The sequence below is a fragment of the Nisaea sp. genome, from assembly GCF_034670185.1.
Classification (GTDB): Bacteria; Pseudomonadota; Alphaproteobacteria; order Thalassobaculales; family Thalassobaculaceae; genus Nisaea.
The window spans coordinates 1743277-1763170 of record NZ_JAXMNY010000001.1; the positions used below are offsets into that span (position 1 = coordinate 1743277).

General features: G+C 61.8%; 17 protein-coding genes. 6 read left to right on the top strand and 11 right to left on the bottom strand.

Annotated features, from left to right (window positions below; all coding sequences use genetic code 11):
• Nucleotides 1-40: 40 nt before the first annotated feature.
• From VOI22_RS08315 to VOI22_RS08335, 5 genes are all read right to left on the bottom strand, one after another.
• Complete coding sequence (locus VOI22_RS08315) at nt 41-727, bottom strand: GntR family transcriptional regulator (protein WP_323796041.1); 687 nt, start codon at nt 725-727, stop codon at nt 41-43.
• A 212-nt stretch (nt 728-939) separates the two neighbouring features.
• Nucleotides 940-2175 (bottom strand): NAD(P)/FAD-dependent oxidoreductase, encoded by a 1236-nt coding sequence (locus VOI22_RS08320; RefSeq protein ID WP_323796042.1) that lies wholly within the window; start codon nt 2173-2175, stop codon nt 940-942.
• Between the two features lie 43 nt (nt 2176-2218).
• Nucleotides 2219-3295, bottom strand: coding sequence for a choline ABC transporter ATP-binding protein (gene choV / locus VOI22_RS08325; protein ID WP_323796043.1), 1077 nt, complete (start codon nt 3293-3295; stop codon nt 2219-2221).
• On the bottom strand, nt 3292-4134 hold the full coding sequence (gene choW / locus VOI22_RS08330; protein WP_323796044.1) for a choline ABC transporter permease subunit: 843 nt from the start codon (nt 4132-4134) through the stop codon (nt 3292-3294). The genes choV and choW overlap by 4 nt, the downstream gene beginning before the upstream one ends.
• 85 nt (nt 4135-4219) lie before the next feature.
• Nucleotides 4220-5161 (bottom strand): choline ABC transporter substrate-binding protein, encoded by a 942-nt coding sequence (locus VOI22_RS08335; RefSeq protein ID WP_323796045.1) that lies wholly within the window; start codon nt 5159-5161, stop codon nt 4220-4222.
• 134 nt (nt 5162-5295) lie between these two features.
• Between VOI22_RS08335 and betI the strand changes: the two genes are divergently transcribed.
• The 6 genes from betI to VOI22_RS08365 all read left to right on the top strand — a co-directional run bounded on the left by betI (nt 5296) and on the right by VOI22_RS08365 (nt 13396).
• Nucleotides 5296-5886, top strand: coding sequence for a transcriptional regulator BetI (gene betI, locus VOI22_RS08340; RefSeq protein ID WP_323796046.1), 591 nt, complete (start codon nt 5296-5298; stop codon nt 5884-5886).
• Nucleotides 5883-7400 carry a choline-sulfatase gene (gene betC, locus VOI22_RS08345; RefSeq protein WP_323796047.1) on the top strand — a complete coding sequence of 506 codons (1518 nt, stop codon included), beginning with the start codon at nt 5883-5885 and terminating at the stop codon, nt 7398-7400. Before betI ends, betC begins: the two co-directional genes overlap by 4 nt.
• Before the next feature lie 5 nt (nt 7401-7405).
• Nucleotides 7406-9055: a choline dehydrogenase gene (betA, locus tag VOI22_RS08350; protein ID WP_323796048.1), complete on the top strand. Its 1650-nt coding sequence runs from the start codon at nt 7406-7408 to the stop codon at nt 9053-9055.
• 41 nt (nt 9056-9096) lie between these two features.
• Nucleotides 9097-10560 (top strand): betaine-aldehyde dehydrogenase, encoded by a 1464-nt coding sequence (betB, locus tag VOI22_RS08355; RefSeq protein WP_323796049.1) that lies wholly within the window; start codon nt 9097-9099, stop codon nt 10558-10560.
• 68 nt (nt 10561-10628) lie between these two features.
• Nucleotides 10629-11777, top strand: a complete 1149-nt coding sequence (locus VOI22_RS08360) for an FAD-dependent monooxygenase (RefSeq protein ID WP_323796050.1) — start codon at nt 10629-10631, stop codon at nt 11775-11777.
• The gene (locus tag VOI22_RS08365; RefSeq protein ID WP_323796051.1) at nt 11774-13396 is read left to right on the top strand and encodes a benzoate-CoA ligase family protein; all 1623 of its coding nucleotides are present in this window, start codon (nt 11774-11776) and stop codon (nt 13394-13396) included. The genes VOI22_RS08360 and VOI22_RS08365 overlap by 4 nt, the downstream gene beginning before the upstream one ends.
• Here VOI22_RS08365 and VOI22_RS08370 read toward each other — a convergent pair.
• From VOI22_RS08370 to VOI22_RS08395, 6 genes are all read right to left on the bottom strand, one after another.
• Nucleotides 13374-14183, bottom strand: a complete 810-nt coding sequence (locus VOI22_RS08370; protein ID WP_323796052.1) for an ABC transporter permease subunit — start codon at nt 14181-14183, stop codon at nt 13374-13376. The genes VOI22_RS08365 and VOI22_RS08370 overlap by 23 nt on opposite strands.
• Nucleotides 14180-15106 (bottom strand): ABC transporter permease subunit, encoded by a 927-nt coding sequence (locus VOI22_RS08375; protein WP_323796053.1) that lies wholly within the window; start codon nt 15104-15106, stop codon nt 14180-14182. The genes VOI22_RS08370 and VOI22_RS08375 overlap by 4 nt, the downstream gene beginning before the upstream one ends.
• Nucleotides 15107-16261: an ABC transporter ATP-binding protein gene (locus VOI22_RS08380; protein ID WP_323796054.1), complete on the bottom strand. Its 1155-nt coding sequence runs from the start codon at nt 16259-16261 to the stop codon at nt 15107-15109.
• A gap of 152 nt (nt 16262-16413) precedes the next feature.
• A complete protein-coding gene (locus tag VOI22_RS08385) occupies nt 16414-17451 on the bottom strand; it encodes an NADP-dependent oxidoreductase (RefSeq protein ID WP_323796055.1) in 1038 nt (345 codons plus the stop codon).
• Between the two features lie 109 nt (nt 17452-17560).
• Nucleotides 17561-18196, bottom strand: coding sequence for an ATP-binding cassette domain-containing protein (locus tag VOI22_RS08390; protein WP_323796056.1), 636 nt, complete (start codon nt 18194-18196; stop codon nt 17561-17563).
• The gene (locus VOI22_RS08395; RefSeq protein ID WP_323796057.1) at nt 18193-19878 is read right to left on the bottom strand and encodes an ABC transporter permease; all 1686 of its coding nucleotides are present in this window, start codon (nt 19876-19878) and stop codon (nt 18193-18195) included. Before VOI22_RS08395 ends, VOI22_RS08390 begins: the two co-directional genes overlap by 4 nt.
• Nucleotides 19879-19894 lie beyond the last annotated feature (16 nt).

Sequence of the window (19894 nt, forward strand, 5' to 3'; positions counted from 1 at the left end):
TTGGCGGTCGTTTAAATGCGCACCGCCGCTTGATCTTTGGTTATCCGAGATAGTTCACGTTGTTAGCGACATGCTTGGCGAGCGCGAGCGCATGGTCCTTGACCAGACGCTCCGCCAACTCCCCGTCACGGGCCTCGATTGCCTCGACGATATGCATGTGGTCCTGCATCGACCGGGCAATCCGGTCCTGCTCCCCTATGGTCCGGACGCGGATGGCGCGGACATGCAGGAAGATCTTGTCTGTCATATCCAGAATCAGCGGCGAGTGGCCGAGCTTCAGGATTGCCTGATGGAATTCGATATTGCGGCTCGAATACTCGTCGATTTCCAGCCGGCCTTTTTCTGTTTCCTGGAAGATACGGCGCAACTGCTGGATTTCCGCATCGGAAGCTATCTCCGCAGCCTGCCGCGCCGCCATGCCTTCGAGCGCGGCCCAAACCTTGATCATCTCGATGATCTCGGCCTTGGTCTTGCGGACGATGAACACACCGCGCCGAGGCTGGATATCGACCAGCCCTTCCTGCGCCAACCGGGCCAATGCTTCACGCAGAGGCGTCCTGCTGATCCCGAGCTGCTCCGACAACTGCCGCTCGTCGAGCCGCAGATTGGCGTCCGGATCGTAGATGTTCATCGAGACGATGCCGTCTTTCAGAGCCGCGTAAGTCTTGTCCTTGAGACTCACTTCGGCCGCGATTGGCGTCACCATCAACGCTGAAGACTCATTCATGCAGATTTCCCCGGCATGCAGATTTCCCTGCCGTTCGACCAATAGAGAATAACCCCGAAACAGGGTGCGTGGGTTCTGGTATACCACACACTTTATGCCATGGAATACCTAAATTGCTGTCCGAAGGCCCACTATTGCCAAGGGCTGCTTGGTTCCCCGCCGCGGGAAAAGCGCGTCAAGGGTCGGTTTAACGCCAGGAACGAGCCGGAGCGTCAGGAACGAGCGCGCTTCATCAACCCGCGCAGGTCAAAATCCGGATCTGCCGCCTGCTCCGGCGTCAGGCCCGCATTCAGCGCCAACAGCCGACGTCCGAGTGCGTGATCGCCAGCCTTGTTGACCGACTCGACACACCGCAGCTTGCCGTCGGCAAACAGGAAGGCAGAAAAAGAGCCGCTTTCCGGATCGCCGCGCAGCACTGCCGTCTCGGTCCCGTCCGAAAGCCCCGCAATCTGCAACTTCGCCTCGGCTTGATCGGACCAGAACCACGGCACCTCATGATAAGGTTCCGCTTCACCCAGCAAAGCCGCTGCCGCCGTTTTCGCCTGGTCCACCGCATTCTGCACGGATTCGAGACGGACGCGGCGCCCAACCTGCCAATGCACATAGCTGGCGCAGTCGCCGATCGAGGCCACCTCCGGCACGGAGGAAAGCATGGTCGGCCCGACGGCAATGCCGTTCTCGATGGCAAGGCCAGCCGCTTCGGCAAGCTCGGTGCAAGGCAGCACGCCGGTTCCGGAGATCACGCAATCGGCGTCAATAGCGGTGCCGTCCGCGAGATCGGCGCCAGCCGCGGTCCCATTGCCGGACAGCCGAATACCGGAAACCCGAGCATTCAGGCGGATATCAGCTCCAAGAGCAGTCAGGTAGCCGAAGAAATAGGCGGAGACCGCAGGCGAAACCGCACGGGCCATCAGCCGTTCTTCGGCTTCCAGCACGGTCACCCGCTTGCCGAGGACAGCCGCCGTTGCTGCGATTTCAAGACCGATGAAACCGCCGCCAATGACCAGTACGGACTCGGCCGCATTGAACCCGGCCTTGATCGCTTGGCTGTCCTGATAGGTCCGGAGTTCCAGCACGCCCGGCGCATCGATGTTCGGCACCGGGATTCTCCGGGGCCGGGAGCCCACCGCCAGTGCAATCTTGGAACAGGCAATGGCGGAGCCGTCCGCCAGCCGGACTTCGCCACCGCTCAGGTCAAGCGCGGTCGCCGTCGTCCCAAGGCGCAGATCGATGGAACGGTCCGTATAGAATTTCTCGGGCCGGAGCGGTGTCGGCTTCGGGTCGGGCTCTTTAATATAGCCCTTGGAAAGCGGCGGTTTCTGATAAGGAAGGTCCGGCTCGGACGTCAGCATGGTCAAAGGGCCTTCATAGCCCTTTTCCCTCAGACTGGCTGCCAACTGAACGCCGCCGTGGCTGGCCCCGACAATCACGATGCCCTTATCCGACACGCGCTTCCTCCTGCACTTTAGTTCATGTTTTGTGAGTCGTACCCTATTCCTTGAGGAGAGAGGAATAGATTTCGGCGTCCCCGATCCTGCCGACGGGTTTTCCGTCAGCCACGACGATGATGGTCTCTCCGGTTTGCAGCCGGCAGCGCAACAGGTCCGCCATTGGCGTGTCGGGCGCTGCAACCGGCACGGTGCCACTCGCAAGCACGCCAGAACCGATATCCAGTGCGCCCTCGGGCAATGTTGTGCCGTCCGGAACCGGCGCCATCACTGAATCCGCACGCAACACGTTCAGCGGGTTCATGTGAGAGACGAATTCGGCCACATAGGCGTTCGCCGGGTTCATCACGATCTCATGCGGCGTTCCGCACTGGACAATGCGCCCGCCCTCCATGATCGCGACCTTCGAGCCGAGCTTCAGGGCCTCGTCCAGATCGTGGCTGACGAAGATGATAGTGCGCTGGAGTTGTGATTGCAGTTCCAGCAACTCGTCCTGCAGCTTGGCCCGGATCAGCGGGTCGAGCGCGGAAAACGGCTCGTCCATCAGTAGCACCGGTGCCTCGGTCGCGAAGGCCCGGGCGAGGCCGACACGCTGCTGCATGCCGCCCGAAAGCTCATGCACCTTGCGGTCGGCCCACTCGGTGAGACCGACCAAGGCAAGCTGCTTGGTCACACGCTTGGCCCGTTCCGCCTTTCCGACACCCGAGAGCTCCAACCCAAGTCCAACGTTCTCCGCCACCGTGCGCCAGGGCAGCAGGGCGAAATTCTGGAACACCATGGTGACGTGCTCTGTGCGGAGTCGGCGCAAGGTTGCCTCGTCCGCACTGGCCGCATCGATTTCCTGCTCACCGTCATTCACCCAAACGGCACCGCGCACCACGGGGTTGAGCCCATTGACAGCCCGCAGCAGGGTCGATTTGCCGGAGCCGGACAGCCCCATGATGACGACGATCTCGCCCGGATCGACCGTCAGGCTGCAATCATGCACACCGAGGATCTGGCCGGTCTCGGTCTCGATCTCGGACCGGTCCATGCCGCGGTCCATCAGAGGCAACGCCTCCTCGGGCCGCTTGCCGAAGACGATATTCACCTTGTCGAAACGTACCGCGGGCGTGGTCATTTGCCATCCTCCCCGCGTCCGCGGAACATCCGGTCAAGAATGATGGCGATCACCACAATGGCGAGGCCAACCTCGAAACCCTTGGCGATATTCACCTGATTGAGGGCGCGCAATGTCGGCACGCCAAGCCCGTCGGCCCCGACCAGCGCCGCGATCACGACCATGGAGAGCGACAGCATGATGGTCTGGGTCAGGCCCGCCATGATCTGCGGCAGGGCATAGGGCAGCTCCACCTTCCAGAGCAACTGCGTGCGCGTCGCCCCGAAAGCCTGCCCAGCCTCGATCAGCATTTTCGGTGTCGAGGAGATGCCGAGATGGGTCAACCGGATCGGCGCCGGGATAGCGAAGATCACCGTGGCGATCAGCCCCGGCACCATGCCGAGCCCGAACAGGATCAGCGCCGGGATCAGGTAGACAAAGGTCGGGATGGTCTGCATCAGGTCGAGAACGGGCCGCATGGCGGAGAACAGCCAAGGGCGCCGGGCAGCAGCAATACCAAGCGGCACACCGGCTCCCATACAGACGACAGACGACGCGAGCACCAGGGCCACCGTCTCCGTGGTTTCTTCCCAATAGCCCTGATTGATGATCAGCAGCAGGCCGACAGCGACGAGCAGCGGAAAAGTGATCGTCCGGCGCACCGCATAGGCGATGCCGGCAACGATGACGACGGCCAGCAACGGGTGCGGCGCCTGCAGCACCCAGAGGATGCCGTCGATCATGAATTCAAGACCGGCGGCAAGTCCGTCGAAGAACCAGGCACCATGATCGGTCAGCCAGTCGACGAAGACTCTCGCCGCCTTCCCGACCGGAAGTTTATTATCGGTCAGCCAATCCACGGAAAGCTCCCCCGCCCTGCCGTCGTTCTTTGACGCAAGTGACGAGAGGCGGCACGGATGCCGCCCCTGTCCGAAATATTATGCCTTAAAGGCCAAGTGCCTTGCGCACGGCCGGAAGCGCGGCCTTGCCGTCCACCGTCGTCACGCCGGAAAGCCATGCGTCGAGGATACCGGCATTGGCCTTCAGCCAGGCTTTCGCGGCATCCTGCGGCTCTTCGCCATCGTTCAGGATCGCGCCCATGATCTCGTTCTCCATGCGGAGAGAGAACATCAGGTTGTCGAGCAGGCGTCCGACATTCGGGCATTCCTTGCCATAGCCGGCACGGATGTTGGTCAGAACCGACGCGCCGCCGAGATCCGGGCCGAAGTAATCGTCACCACCGGCGAGATATGCCATCTCGAAATTGGCATTCATCGGGTGCGGCTCCCAGCCCAGGAACACCACCGGCTCTTCCTTCTTCACCGCGCGAGCGACCTGGGCGAGCATGCCCTGCTCGGAAGATTCGACCACGTCGAAGCCTTTCAGGCCGAAGGCATCTTTCTCGATCATGTCGAGGATCAGGCGGTTGCCGTCATTACCCGGCTCGATACCGTAGATCTTGCCGTCCAACTTGTCCTTGAACTTGGCAATGTCGGCGAAGCTCTTCAGGCCAGCGTCATAGGCATATTGCGGCACGGCGAGGGTGTATTTCGCGCCATAGAGATTAACGCCAACAGTTTCCACAGAGCCCTCGTCGCGATACTTCGCGATATCGCCTTCCATGGTCGGCATCCAGTTGCCGAGAAAGACATCGATGTCCTTGTTCTTCAGTGACGCATAGGTCACCGGAACGGAAAGTACTTTTACGTCAGTCTCGTAGCCCATCGCTTCGAGTACCGTCGTGGTCGCAGCAGTCGTCGCGGTGATATCGGTCCAGCCGACATCGGAGAAGCGCACGGTCGAGCAGTGATTGTCGGCCATCGCGGCGCCGGATGACATGATTCCGGCCGCCAAGGCGACGGCGAATGCAGTTTTGGATTTCAGCATGATTGATGCTCCCTGTTTGGATTGCCCCCGTTACTTATCGGAACAAGCAAACATTATAGCAAATCCTGTGCAAGATTTTTATTGATTGAGCAGTCAATCAAAAATACGGTCGGGCCCGAAAGGACCTGCCGCCCATGCCCAAAATCGGAATGGAACCGATCCGCCGCAAAGCCCTGATCAATGCCGCGATCGAGGCTATTCACGCACGCGGATCCTTCGAGGTAACGATGAGCGAGATCGCCCGTCAGGCGGGCGTCTCGGCCGCACTCGCGCATCATTATTTCGGCAGCAAGGATCAGCTGATCGTCGCCACCATGCGGCATCTGCTGAGTGAGCTTTCGGTTGAGATCGTCGCGGCACTGCGCGCCTCTAAAACGCCACGGGAACGCCTCTCAGGCATCATCCAGGCGAACTTCGCTTCCGACCAGTTCCGGCCTGCAACCATCTCGGCCTGGCTCAGCTTCTATGTGAAAGCCCAGAGCATGGACGAGGCGCGCCGCGTCCTCTCCGTCTATGCAAGGCGTCTGCGCAGCAACCTGCAGCACGCACTGACACAACTAACGGACCGGGAACATGCCCAACACATCGCCGAAGGGACAGCCGCGTTGATCGACGGCCTCTATCTCCGGCACGCGCTGCTGGACAGCGATCCGGACCGCGCCGCCGCGATCAGGCTGACCGAAGATTATATCGATGCGCAACTCACTGCCGGGGGGAAGACGTGACGAAGCAGCCCAATATCCTGATCCTGATGGTCGACCAGTTGAACGGAACCCTGTTCCCGGACGGCCCGGCGGATTTCCTGCATGCGCCCGCTTTGAAGGCACTTGCGGCACGATCCGTCCGGTTCAGGAATTCCTATACGGGCAGCCCGCTTTGCGCGCCCGGCCGTGCTGCCTTCATGTCCGGCCGTCTGCCGTCCCGGACAGGCGTCTACGACAATGCGGCCGAGTTCACGTCCGACATCCCGAGCTACGCTCATCACCTGCGCCGGGCCGGGTATTACACCTGCCTCTCCGGCAAGATGCACTTTGTCGGGCCGGACCAGTTGCACGGCTTCGAGGAGAGGCTGACGACGGACATTTATCCCGCCGATTTCGGCTGGACCCCCGATTACCGCAAGCCCGGCGAACGGATCGACTGGTGGTATCACAATCTCGGATCGGTCACCGGCGCGGGCGTCGCCGAGATCTCGAACCAGATGGAATATGACGACGAGGTCGCCTTCAACGCGGAACAGAAGCTCTACCAGCTTTCCCGCGGCGGCGATGAGCGCCCATGGTGCCTGACGGTCAGCTTCACCCATCCGCACGACCCCTATGTCGCCCGCCGGAAATACTGGGATCTCTACGAAGACTGCCCGGAGTTGGAGCCGCGCGTCGGGGCCGTGCCGTTCGAGGATCAGGACGCCCATAGCCAGCGACTCTACCTCGCCAACGATTACAAGAATTTCGACATCACCGACGAAGATGTCCGCCGCTCCCGCCAGGCCTATTACGCGAACATCTCCTATCTGGACGACAAGATCGCGACGCTGCTGGATACCCTGAAGCGTTGCCGGATGGACGAAGATACCGTGATTGTCTTCTGCTCCGATCACGGCGATATGCTTGGAGAGCGCGGGCTCTGGTTCAAGATGAGCTTCTTCGAAGGCTCCGCCCGCGTGCCGATGATGATCGCGGGACCTGGCATCGAGGGCCGTACTGTTACCGCTCCGGTCTCGAGCATCGACATCACACCGACCCTTGCCGATATCGCGGGCGTTGACCTGTCCGAGGTCGCGCCGTGGACGGACGGAGAGTCCCTGAAGCCTTTGATCGAAGGCGGTGAACGCACTTCCCCGGTCCTGATCGAATATGCGGCCGAAGGCTCCTATGCCCCGCTGATCTCGATCCGGCGTGGCCGCTTCAAGTTCAATCACTGCGAACTCGACCCGCCGCAGCTTTTCGATCTCGAAGCAGATCCGGACGAGTTGACGAACCTCGCTACAGATCCCGCCCATGCCGAGACCCTCGCCGCCTTCGAGGCTGAGATGCGGGAACGCTGGGACATGGCGCAATTCGACCGCGAGGTCCGGGACAGCCAGGCACGCCGCTGGGTTGTTTACGAAGCCTTACGCAACGGCTCCTACTATCCGTGGGATTTCCAGCCGCTGCAAAAAGCGTCCGAGCGTTACATGCGCAACCACATGGATCTCAACACCCTTGAGGAGGCCGCGCGCTTCCCGCGCGGTGAATGAAGCCCATGCAAGCAGATTTCGTGATCGTCGGCTCCGGCTCCGCCGGCGCTGTGATGGCCGACCGGCTCTCAGCCGATGGCAAGCACTCGGTCCTCGTCGTGGAATATGGCGGCACCGATGTCGGCCCCTTCATTCAGATGCCGGCCGCCCTGTCCTATCCGATGAACATGAGCCGTTACGACTGGGGCTACGAAAGCGAGCCGGAACCGCATCTCGGCGGCCGCCGCCTGGCTTGCCCGCGCGGCAAGGTGATCGGTGGCTCCTCATCGATCAACGGCATGGTCTATGTCCGCGGCCACGCCCGGGATTACGATAATTGGGAAGAACAAGGCGCCACAGGCTGGGCATACAAGAACGTGCTTCCCTATTTCGAGCGCATGGAAACAAGCCATGGCGGGCAGGACGGCTGGCGCGGCACTAATGGCCCGCTGCATGTCACCCGCGGCCCCCGCAAGAACCCGCTTTATCACGCTTTCGTCGAGGCCGGACAGCAGGCCGGGTTCGAGATGACGGAAGACTATAACGGCGAGAAGCAGGAGGGCTTCGGGCCGATGGAGATGACGGTCCATAACGGCCGCCGCTGGTCCGCCGCCAATGCTTATCTGAAACCGGCCCTGAAGCGCCCTAACCTGACCATGGTGAGCGGCCTTGCCCGCCGTGTCCTCTTCGACGGCAAACGCGCCACCGGGATCGAGATCGCGCGTGGCAGCTCAATCGAGACCATCACCGCGAACCGTGAAGTGATCCTCGCCGCCTCCTCGATCAACTCGCCGAAACTGCTGAAACTCTCAGGCATTGGCCCGGCGGACGAACTCGCCGGTCACGGCATTGAAGTGCTGGCAGACCGCCCCGGCGTCGGCGCCAACCTGCAGGACCATCTCGAGCTCTATATCCAGCAGGAATGCACCCAGCCGATCAGCCTTTATTCGAAGCTGAACCTGTTCTCCAAGGGCCTGATCGGGCTCGAATGGCTGCTCTTCAAGAGCGGTCTCGGCGCCACCAACCATTTCGAAAGCGCCGCCTTCCTGCGCTCCAAGCCGGGCGTCGAATATCCGGACATCCAGTATCACTTCCTGCCGGTCGCGATCCGCTATGACGGCAAGGCGCCGGCCAAGAGCCATGGCTTCCAGGCCCATGTCGGCCCGATGCGCTCTAAGTCGCGCGGTACCGTCACCCTGCGCTCCGCCGATCCGTATGACGCGCCGGTGATCCAGTTCAACTATATGAGCCATGAGGATGACTGGGCGGACTTCAGGCACTGCATCCGGCTGACCCGGAATATCTTCGGGCAGGATGCCTTCACGCCCTATCGTGGCCGGGAGATCTCCCCCGGAGACGATGTGGCGAGCGACGAGCAACTTGACGAATTCATCCGCGAGGCCGTCGAAAGCGCCTATCATCCAAGCGGCACCTGCCGGATGGGCGCCACGGACGACCCAATGGCCGTGGTCGACCCGGAATGCCGGGTCATCGGGGTCGAGGGACTCCGGCTCGCGGACAGCTCGATCTTCCCCCGCATTCCGAACGGGAACCTGAACGGCCCCTCGATCATGGTCGGCGAGAAGGCCTCTGACCATATCCTCGGGAAGGTGCCGTTGGCCCCATCTAACAAGCAGCCCTGGATCAATCCGCGTTGGGAAACCTCGGACCGTTAACAAGACGTTCCCAAGCCGATACCGACAGAAGGACAGACCATATGCGCGCGCAACCGACCGCCTCCCACTTCATCGCCGGTAGCCCGATGGAAAGCCCCAAGGGCAAGAGCTTCCCCAGCATCCATCCGGCTACCGGGGAGATCATCGCGGAAATTCATGCCGCCGACGCCGCAACCATCGACAAGGCGGTTTCCGGCGCACGGGAAGGTCAGAAGGTCTGGGCCGCCCTCAGCGGCGCGGAAAGAGGCAGGGTGTTGCGCAGGGCCGCCGATCTGATCCGCGAACGTAATCGGGAGCTTTCGCTGCTGGAGACGCTGGATACGGGCAAACCGCTGCAGGAAACGCTGGTGGCGGACGCCGCTTCCGGCGCCGACTGCCTCGAATATTTCGGCGGCATCGCGGCGGACATCCACGGCGAATTTACCGATCTCGGCGGCTCCTTCGCCTATACACGGCGCGAGCCGCTCGGCGTCTGCGTCGGCATAGGCGCCTGGAATTACCCGATCCAGATCGCCTGCTGGAAATCGGCACCGGCGCTCGCCTGCGGCAATGCGATGATCTTCAAGCCGTCGGAAACCACCCCGCTGACAGCCCTGAAACTCGCCGAGATCTATAAGGAAGCAGGCCTGCCGGATGGCGTGTTCAGCGTCGTTCAGGGCTTCGGCGATGTGGGCGCGGCGCTGGTCAATCATCCCGGCGTCAACAAGGTGTCCGTCACCGGCTCCGTGCAGACCGGCGCAAAAGTTATGGCTGCAGCCGCCGAAGGTCTGAAGCCGGTTACGCTGGAGCTTGGCGGCAAATCCCCGATCATTGTTTTCGAGGATGCGGATATCGAGAACGCGATCTCTGGCGCCATGCTCGGCAACTTCTATTCCAGTGGCCAGATCTGCTCCAACGGTACGCGTGTTTTCGTGCAGAAAAGCATCAAACAGAAATTCCTCGACCGGCTGCGCGAACGCACTGCGAAGATCCGTCTCGGCGATCCGATGAATGAAGAGACACATCTTGGCCCCCTCGTCTCAAAGCCGCAATTCGAGAAGGTGCTCGGCTATATCCAGACCGGCCGCGACGAAGGCGCCCGCGTGCTGATCGGCGGTGACGCAGCCACTGTTCCCGCTTTTCCGAAAGGCTGGTTCGTCGCTCCGACCGTCTTTGCAGATGTGAAAGACAGCATGACTATCGCCCGGGAAGAGATCTTCGGTCCGGTTATGTGCGTGCTCGATTTCGACACCGAGGAGGAAGTGCTCGCTCGCGCCAACGCCACTGATTTCGGCCTCGCTGCCGGTGTGTTCACGAAAGACATCCAGCGCGGCCACCGTGTTGTTGCGGCGCTTGAAGCCGGCACCTGCTGGATCAACGCCTACAACCTAACCCCGGTCGAAATGCCTTTCGGCGGCGTCAAGAAATCCGGCATCGGCCGCGAGAACGCCCGCGCCGCGATCGAGCATTACAGCCAGATCAAGAGCGTCTATGTCGAAATGGGGGACGTCGACAGTCCCTATTGACCGACGTTTGGTTGCGCTCTGCCTGCACTGCCGCAATTATGCCCCCAAGAACTTAGGGGGAAGCGCCAATGCGCATAAAAATTATCGGCGGTGGACCAGCCGGGCTGTATTTTTCATATCTTGTGAAGCGTCAGAGACCTGACTTCGAGGTCACGCTTGTCGAGCGTAATCCGGAAGGGGCCACCTTCGGTTTCGGCGTGGTGTTTTCGGACCAGGCTCTGGCCTTCATGGCGGCGGACGACCCCGAGACTCACGATGCGATCCTGCCCGCGATGGAAACCTGGCGGAATCTGACGCTCGATCTTGAAGGCGAACGGATCGATATCGACGGGATGGGCTTCGCCGCTATCGGACGGCTCGAGCTGATCCAGATCCTGACGGAGCGGGCCCGGAGCGTCGGCATAGAACCCCTGTTCGAAAACGAAGCCGACGATCTGTCCCGGCTGGACGATGCGGATCTGATCGTCGGGGCGGACGGGCTGAATTCTTTCATCCGCGGCGATGGATCAGAATACGGCACGGAGATGCCGCAGCTGGAAAACCGCTTCATATGGTACGGCACGGACCGGCCGTTCGATACCCTCACCCAGTCGTTCCGGCGCTCCGAAGATGGGCCGTTCAACGCCCATCATTATCGCTACACCCCGACACTCAGCACCTTCATCGTCGAGACCGACGAGGACACTTGGCAGGCAGCCGGGTTTGAAGGCATGGGAGAAGCCGAAACCAAGGCCTATTGCGAAAACGTCTTCGCAGATGTGCTGCAGGGCCACAGCCTGATCACGAACAATTCCTACTGGCGCCGTTTCCCCAAACTGTCCTGCAAGAGCTGGCACAGCGGCAAGCACGTCCTCATCGGAGACGCAGTCCACACTGCGCATTTCAGCATTGGTTCAGGCACCCGGCTTGCGATGGAAGATGCCCTTGCCCTTGCCAAGGCTGTGCTCGCAACGCCCGATGACATCCCAGCCGCTCTCGCCGCCTACGAAGCCGCCCGCAAGCCTATCACCGAGAAGATCGTTCGCGCGGCGAATACCAGCGCGGCCTGGTACGAGGATTTCGCCAATCATATGGAGCTGGCTCCGGCCGATTTCGCTTATTCCTACATCCAGCGCAGCGGCCGCATGAACGACGAAAGGCTGCAACGCCTGGCACCCGAGTTTTTTGCCACCTACAGTCCGCACTGGAACGTTGATGCGGCGGGAGGCCAGGCATGACACCCGAACAAATTCTGGACCGTGTACCAAGAGACGCTCCGGAAACCGGCGAAATCGGTTTCTCAGTCCCGGATACCTACAACGCCTCCAGCCTGCTGTTCGACAATCTGGAGCGCGGCCGCTCGGACAAGATCGCTGTCTATTCCGACCGGGGAAATCGGACGTATGGGGAGTTGGCGGAGGATGCCTGCCGGTTCGGCAACGGCTTGCTTGCGCTCGGGCTGGGGCGCGGCGACCGGGTGTTGCTGCTCATGGATGACACCCCCGCATATCCGGCCGCGATTTTCGGCGCTATTCGGGCAGGCATGGTTCCAATCCTAGCCAACACCCTGTCGAGCCCCGATCTGATCTCCTTCTATATTGAGGATGCCGGTGCACGCGTCATGATCTTCGACGAGAGCCATGCCAGTACGGTGACGGCACTCGACGCGGCCGCCCTCGCCCCCGTCACAGCGATCTCGATCAACGGTGCTGGCCCTTCTGCCGTGCCGGAAGCCCGCGATGGCGCACGCTGGCTGGCGGAACAAAAAGCTGAACTCAAAGCGGCAGATACGGGACGGGATGACCCCGCATTCATGATGTATTCCTCGGGCTCCACCGGGCGCCCGAAGGGTATTCTCCACTTGCAGCACGACGCGCTCTACACGGTCGAGAGCTACGCGCGCCACATTCTGCATATCGGACCGGACGATATCTGTTTCTCGATCCCAAAGATCTTCTTCGCCTATGGCTTCGGTAACGCAATCGCTTTCCCGTTCCATGCCGGGGCCAGCGTTATTCTGTTCTCCGGACGCCCTAAACCGGATGCCGTTTTCGATATGGCCTCCCGGTTCAAGCCGACCCTGCTGTTCGGCCTGCCGACCCTCTATACCGCAATGATCAAGGACCCGTCTGCGGCAAGCGCGGACCTGTCCTCCGTGCGGATGTGCATCTCGGCGGCGGAAATCCTGTCGCAGGAGATTTTCGACGCCTGGAAGGACCGCTTCGGGTTCGAGATCGTGGAAGGCCTGGGCTCGACCGAAGTGCTGCATATCTATCTCTCGAATACAGAGACCGAGAAAAGGATCGGCTCCGCCGGAAAGCGCGTGCCCGGCTACGATGTCATGCTGACAACACCCGATGGCGCTCCCGCCGCTCCGGGAGAGGACGGCGTGCTGTCAGTGCGCGGCGATTCCAACGCACCCTGCTACTGGAACCGGCCCGACAAGACCGCCGACACCATGCGTGACGGCTGGATCTACACTGGCGACCGGTTCCGCTGCGACGAGGACGGGTTCTATTTCTTCCTTGGCCGGATCGACGATCTGGTGAAAGTGAGCGGCCAGTGGGTCTACCCGCTGGAAGTGGAACTCTGCCTGAACGAGCATCCGGAGATTGTCGAGTGCGCCGTCGCCGCGATCCAGCTAGCGGACCGCCGAACCGTTCTGCGCGCCTTCGTTTCGGCGACGAAGGGGACAGAGCCGGGCGGCCCTCTGACCGCCAGCCTGAAAACCTACATCCGGGAGACCCTGCTTCCGCATAAAGCGCCGCGCGACTTCGTTTATCTGGACAATCTGCCCAAGACCGGCACCGGAAAGATCGACCGGCAGGCTCTGCTCAGGCTCGAGACGAACGCCTGATCTGTATCCAGGTTGCGGCCCCTGCTGCAAGTGCGACAGCGCCGATCAGGAGCGTTGCGAGCGCATTGATCTCGGGCGTCACGCCCAGCCGGACCTTGGAGAAGATCACCATTGGCAAGGTGGACGATCCGGGGCCCGAGACAAAGCTGGCGATCACCAGGTCGTCCAGCGAGAGTGTGAAGGCAAGCAGCCAGCCCGAGGCCAGCGCCGGGGCCAGCATCGGCAGTGTGATCAGCAGGAAAGCCGTGATCGGGCGGGCACCCAGATCAAGCGCCGCTTCCTCGATCGAACGATCGAGCCCGCTTGCCCGCGACTGGACGACGATCGCGACGTAAGCCGTCGAAAAGGTAATATGGGCAATCAGGATCGTGTCGATCCCTCGCCCATGCGGCCAGCCGATTAACTGCTCCATGGACACAAAGGTGAGCAGCAGGCTGATGCCGATGATCACATCCGGCATGACCAATGGCGCCGCGATCAAGCCCGTGAAGAGAGCACGCCCGCCGAAGCGGCCGAACCTTGCGAGCACCAGCCCAGCCATCGTACCGAGCAGGGTCGCGCCGGTCGCGTTGATCATGGCGATCTTCAGTGAAAGCCAGGCGGCGTTCAGGATCTGCTCGTTACTGAACAGTTCCAGATACCATTTCGTCGACCAGCCGCCCCACACGCTGACCAGCTTCGAGCCATTGAAGCTGAACACCACAAGCACGACCAACGGCAGGTAAAGGAAGGCAAACCCGGCCGACACCAACCCCAGCAGCGCAATCTTGCCACCGCGCCGGCTCATGCCCGTTCCTCCCGCCGGGATTCGGCGATCTGGAACACCATGATCGGCAACACAAGCAACAACAGCAGCACCACGGCCAGAGACGACGCCAGCGTCCAGTCCCGCTCGCTGAAGAACGTGTCCCAAAGCATTCGGCCGATCATCAGTGTGTCGGAAGCACCGAGCATGTTCGGGATGACGAACTCACCCGTCGCCGGGATAAAGACCAGCATCGCACCGGCGATCATGCCGGGAACCGAAAGCGGCAGCGTGACCAGCAGGAACGCCTTCCAGGGCCGGCAGCCTAGGTCTTCCGCGGCTTCCACCAGCGACCAGTCAAGCCGCTCCAACGTGGCGTAGAGCGGCAGGATCATGAATGGCAGGTAGGTGTAGGAAATGCCGACATAGAGCGCGAAATCGGTCTGCAGCATACGGATCGGCGCATCGATCAAACCAAGATTGAGCAACAGCCCGTTCACCAGACCGGTATCGGCCATGATCGTCTTCAGGGCATAGACCCGAAGCAGGAACGAACTCCAGAACGGCAACATGACCGCCATCAGCAGCAGATTGCGCACCAGCGGCCGCGCTCGGGCAATGACATAGGCCATCGGGTAGCCGATCAATAATGTCACCAGGGTCGAGATGCCAGCGACCCAGAGGGAGTTCAGATAGGCCCCACGAAACAACGCATCATCGAACAGAAGCTGATAGTTGAAGAACGATCCCTGGTAGCTGCCGTCCGCACCGAACAATGGCGAATAGGGCGGCTGCGCGATCACCGGCTCCGACAGAGAGATCCGGAACACGATGGCGAACGGGACCAGGAAGAACACGAACAGCCACAGATAGGGAATGCCAGCGACCGCCCCTTTTCCGGAGAACCAGAAGGATTTTCCGGTCGCAACGGTGGAGGCCGGGCCGGATGCCGGTGCCTCCGCCATCTAGTCGGCTCCGAGCAGAAGCGCGTTTTCAGGTTCGAACCAGAGATCGACCTGATCGTCCCAGTCAACGTCGCGTTTGGCCGCATTCTCGCTGTTGGCCCGCGTCACCTCGACCAACGCTCCATGTTCCGTCCGCACCCGGTAAGAAGTGACGTCCCCTAGATACGCGAGGCCCTCGACCGTTCCGCCGAGCCGGTTGATCTGGCCTTCCGGCGCAGTCCCCTCACGTCCGATCCGGACCTTCTCCGGCCGCAACGCGAGCGCACCACGGGAACCGATCGCGACCTGACCTGCGGCAGCGAACAGCGGCGTGTCTAGGCCATCCACCTTCAGTTCAGCGATCCCGTCGCGGATTGCGGCGACTGTGCCATCGAAAAGGGTAATGTTGCCAAGGAAAGCGCCAACAAAGCGCGATCCCGGCCGTTCGTACAGCTCCGTCGGGGTGCCGACCTGCCGGACTTTCCCCTTGTCCATAACGGCGGAGCGGGTCGACAGCACCATGGCCTCTTCCTGATCATGCGTGACCACAATCATGGTGATGCCGGTATCGTCCGCGAGTTTGATCAACTGATACTGCGCATTCTCGCGCAGCCGCTTGTCGAGCGCGCCGAGTGGCTCATCGAGCAACAGAAGCTTCGGGCGCTTCACGATGGCGCGCGCCAAGGCGACCCGCTGGCGCTGCCCACCTGATAGCTGCTGCGGCCGGCGATTGGCGAAATCGGTCAGTTCCAGCTGCGCCAAAGCTTGCGAGACCCGGTCCTCAAGTTCCTGGCCGCGAATACCGTCGCGTTTGAGCCCGAAGGCGACATTGGCCGACACGCTCATATGCGGGAACAGCGCATAGCTTTGGAACATCATGTTGACCGGCCGCTCATAGGGCGGCAGAGCGGTCACGTCCTCACCATCGATTTCGATGCTACCTGCATTAGGCATTTCGAGCCCGGCGAGCATGCGCAGCAATGTGGTCTTGCCGCAGCCGGAGCCGCCGAGCAGACAGAAAATCTCACCGCGATAGACGTCGAGATCAACTCCGGCGACCGCTTCTACGCTGCCAAATTTCTTAACGATCCCGCGCAGGCGCACCACCGGCTCATGCCGGTCAGGAGCCTCCCACGGCCGCTCGGAATATGCATCAGTTGTTGCCTGATCGGACATGGCCCGCCCCGAAGCCGATTGTCTCTGAGCCCCAGAGTTTGGCCCAAAGTGAGCCTTACGGCTCAGCATCCTGCTGTCAATCGCGGCGCAAGGGCAATCCACCAAATTGTGCCTGCACCAGACAGGCGCCCCGTACCCCGCAAGACTTTGTTTTATGCGCCTACTGGGTCTTGGCCGACTTTCACGACCATTTTCCCAAAGTTCTTTCCCTTGAGAAGGCCGATGAAGGCTTCCGGCGCCGTCTCGATCCCCTCGACGATGTCCTCACGATACTTGACCCTGCCATCGGCGATCCAGCCGGCCATGTCACGTGCGAAGTCCGAATAGTCAGAGGCGAAATCGTAGACGATGAAGCCCTGGATACGGAGCCGCTTGGTCAACACCGCGCGCATCAGGGCCGGCACCTTTGTGTCCATCTCGGGAAAGCTGGTCGCATTGTAGAAGGCGATGGTGCCGCAGACCGGCATCCGGGCGAACTGGTTGAACAACGGGAAGACCGCGTCGAACACCTTGCCGCTGACATTTTCGAAATAAACGTCGATCCCGTCCGGGCAGGCCTTTGCAAGTTGTTCAGCAAAATCCGGTGCCCGGTGATCCACCGCCGCATCGAAACCGAGCTCGTCCACCAGATAGGCACATTTATCCGCGCCACCGGCGATGCCGACCGCCCGGGCGCCCCTGATTTTCGCGATCTGCCCGACAGCGGAGCCAACAGGACCTGACGCGGCGGCAACCACCACCGTCTCGCCCGCTTTCGGCATGCCGATATTTTTCAGTCCTGCATAGGCCGTCAGTCCCGGCATGCCGAGCACACCGAGCGCCGTCGAAATCGGCGCCGATCCGGCAGCGACCTTGCGCACCCCAGTGCCATCGGAGAGCCCGTAACTCTGCCAGCCAGCCCGGGCGAGTACGATGTCTCCGGGCGCGAAATCCGGATTGTTCGATTCCATCACCTCGGCAACGGTCTCGCCTTCCATCACGCCGTCGATCGGCACCGGCGCCGCATAGGATTTCGCATCGCTCATCCGGCCGCGCATATAGGGGTCCAGTGACAGATAGATCACCCGCAACAGCATCTCGCCAGCGCCGGGAGTCGGGATTTCGGCCTCGTCGAGACGGAAATTCTCCGGAACCGGAGCGCCTTCCGGGCGCGATGCCAGCAACCAGCGGCGATTTGTGGCAGTGCTCATGTCGGGACCTCCTGATCTTTAAGACGATCTTGGATACCGTCGCCACGCGCACCGGGTCCAGCGCCGATCCGTGTCCGCTTCATTCGCGATAAGGATCGGCTGCAAGAAATCAGCTGGCTTCGGCAAGCTCCACCACCGGCCCGCCCGCGGCTTCCGCGTCTTCGGGGTCGTGCGTCACCAGGATCGACGGCAGGGCCGCGTCCCGCAGCCGCTCGAAGGTGAAGCGCCGTATATCATCCCGCAGATGCCGGTCGAGCTTCGAGAAAGGCTCATCGAGAAGCGCCGCTTTCGGCTCCGACAGGAGCAAGCGGAGAAGCGCTACGCGGGACGCCTGCCCTCCCGAGAGCGTTGCCGGATCGCGATCCGCGAAGCCTTCCAGGCCGAACCGGTCGAGCGCCTCCCCGGCAGATGCAAGGCGGTCGCGGACTCCTGGCGGCATCCCGAACAACAGGTTTCCGCCCACACTCAGATGCGGGAACAGCATCGGGTCCTGAAACAGCAAACCGACGTGCCGGGCCTCCGGCAGCGCATCGGTGATATCGGCGCCATTCAGTACAATCCGGCCCTCTGCCGCAAACGGCGCTGTCAGAAAGCCGGCGACGAAGGACAACAATGTCGATTTTCCGGAACCGGACGGCCCCATGACAGTCAGCACGGTCCCTGGCTCGATCACACAATCAAGCGAAAGCAATGCCTTGCCGTCGAGGGTAATCCGAACATCTTTCAAACACAGTCCCGAAGTCACCGTGTTCCTCCTAACATTCCGCGTCGATTGCGCCAGATCAGGCGCGGTGCGGCAAGTGCCAACGCGAACCCCGCCACCGGCAGGATTGCCTGCGTCAACGCCCATGCCCCGATCAGGCGGCGGTCCCCGCCCGCGGCAAGCGCAATTGCCTCCGTTGTCACCGTCTCCACCCGGCCGGCGCCAAGCAGACGGGTCACCAGATACTGGCCGATGCTGATTGCAGCCCCGACGGCAAAGGCCGTGAGCAAAGGGGTCAGCAGCATCGGCAAACGCACGCGCCAGAACGCGCCCGCCGCGCTCTGTCCGAGTGTCCGGGCGATCTTCATCCAGGCCGGGTCCTGCCGACGGTAGGCTTCCGAAAGCGAGAGATAGACATAAGGCAGAACGAAAATGACATGGCCCGCCGCGACCAGCCCGCCGCCGGGAGGCGCTCCCGCCAGTTCCGCCAGCAGCACCAGACCGAAGATGAAACCGATCTGCGGCACCAGAAGCGGCACATAGATCAGGAACTCCAGAACCCGCCCCGACCGCGCGTCACGCTGGCGTTCGTTTTCAAGAACGCAAACCACGAGCACGAGGGACAGCAGCGTCGTCAGCAGCGCGATCCAGAGGGTCGCCACAACCGGGCCGCCCGCCGTTTCCGCGACGCTCTGCCAATGCCCCAATGTCCAGCGCCCCGGCAGCGCATCGGGAAAGCGCCAGACCCGGGCGAAGGCATTCAGGGCAAGTGCAGCTATGCCGAGGACCGAGGCAAGGATGAGCGCCGGAAACAATCCCCGCCCCAGCGTTGCAAGACCTGCATCGCCGGTGCGCCTTTTGCCAGAGACAAGCCAGCCGCGTGCCAGCCATCCGATGCATCGTTCGGCCAGGATCCAGAGAGCGATTGCCCCGGCCGTCACGGCGAATTGTAGGATCGCGCCGGCCGACGCAATCATCCTGAAATCGAGATCCGGATCGTTCGACCAGCGCAGGATCTGCACCGCAAGCGGCGGTGGCGATACCGGCCCGAGGATCAGCGCCACATCGATATTGGCCGAGGAATAGGCGATCACCGCATAAACCGGCAGCCGCAGCAGCGGATAGAGCGCGGGAACAATCGTCTTGAACCAGGCCGAGACCCGTCCGTATCCGAACGACCGGGCCAGTCGCATCCGGTCCCCCGCGTGGATCTGGGCAAGCGGCGCCAGCGCCATCAGCAGCAGGAACGGCACTTCCTTCATCACCAGTCCCGCCATCAGGGAAAGCCCCAGCTCATCCTGCACGATCAACAGGTCCGGCGGGCGCTGCCAACCTGTCGCCCAGGGAGAGAGAAGCCGGGCGAGGAACCCGGACGGCGCAATCAGGAAAGCCAGCGCGAACGCCGCTGCTGCATGAGGAACGGCCAGCATCGGTGCGATAGCCTGCCGCAACCAGATAAAGGCCTGGGTCTCGAAAAAGACGGCCAGAAACAACAGCGCCAGGAGAAGAGAAATCCCCGCCGTCACAATACCAGAGACGAACGACAGCAGGACCGAGCTCCCTATACCCGGCCAGTCGAGCAGAGCCCGCCAGGCATCCAGTCCGAATTCATCCTGCCCGAGCACAGGCAAGAACCCGAAAGACGGGATCAACGCTCCGAGCGATCCGGCAAGAACCGGACCGGTCAGGATAGCGGCAACCAGATATGGGGCTACTCTCAGCATGCAGTCGGCACCAACG

Excerpts from the sequence above, each read along its gene's own strand:
- VOI22_RS08315 (WP_323796041.1), bottom strand. The coding sequence starts at position 727 with ATGAATGAGTCTTCAGCGTTGATGGTGACGCCAATCGCGGCCGAAGTG.
- choV (WP_323796043.1), bottom strand. The coding sequence starts at position 3,295 with ATGACCACGCCCGCGGTACGTTTCGACAAGGTGAATATCGTCTTCGGC.
- VOI22_RS08335 (WP_323796045.1), bottom strand. The coding sequence starts at position 5,161 with ATGCTGAAATCCAAAACTGCATTCGCCGTCGCCTTGGCGGCCGGAATC.
- betI (WP_323796046.1), top strand. The coding sequence starts at position 5,296 with ATGCCCAAAATCGGAATGGAACCGATCCGCCGCAAAGCCCTGATCAAT.
- betA (WP_323796048.1), top strand. The coding sequence starts at position 7,406 with ATGCAAGCAGATTTCGTGATCGTCGGCTCCGGCTCCGCCGGCGCTGTG.
- betB (WP_323796049.1), top strand. The coding sequence starts at position 9,097 with ATGCGCGCGCAACCGACCGCCTCCCACTTCATCGCCGGTAGCCCGATG.
- VOI22_RS08360 (WP_323796050.1), top strand. The coding sequence starts at position 10,629 with ATGCGCATAAAAATTATCGGCGGTGGACCAGCCGGGCTGTATTTTTCA.
- VOI22_RS08365 (WP_323796051.1), top strand. The coding sequence starts at position 11,774 with ATGACACCCGAACAAATTCTGGACCGTGTACCAAGAGACGCTCCGGAA.
- VOI22_RS08370 (WP_323796052.1), bottom strand. The coding sequence starts at position 14,183 with ATGAGCCGGCGCGGTGGCAAGATTGCGCTGCTGGGGTTGGTGTCGGCC.
- VOI22_RS08375 (WP_323796053.1), bottom strand. The coding sequence starts at position 15,106 with ATGGCGGAGGCACCGGCATCCGGCCCGGCCTCCACCGTTGCGACCGGA.
- VOI22_RS08380 (WP_323796054.1), bottom strand. The coding sequence starts at position 16,261 with ATGTCCGATCAGGCAACAACTGATGCATATTCCGAGCGGCCGTGGGAG.
- VOI22_RS08385 (WP_323796055.1), bottom strand. The coding sequence starts at position 17,451 with ATGAGCACTGCCACAAATCGCCGCTGGTTGCTGGCATCGCGCCCGGAA.
- VOI22_RS08395 (WP_323796057.1), bottom strand. The coding sequence starts at position 19,878 with ATGCTGAGAGTAGCCCCATATCTGGTTGCCGCTATCCTGACCGGTCCG.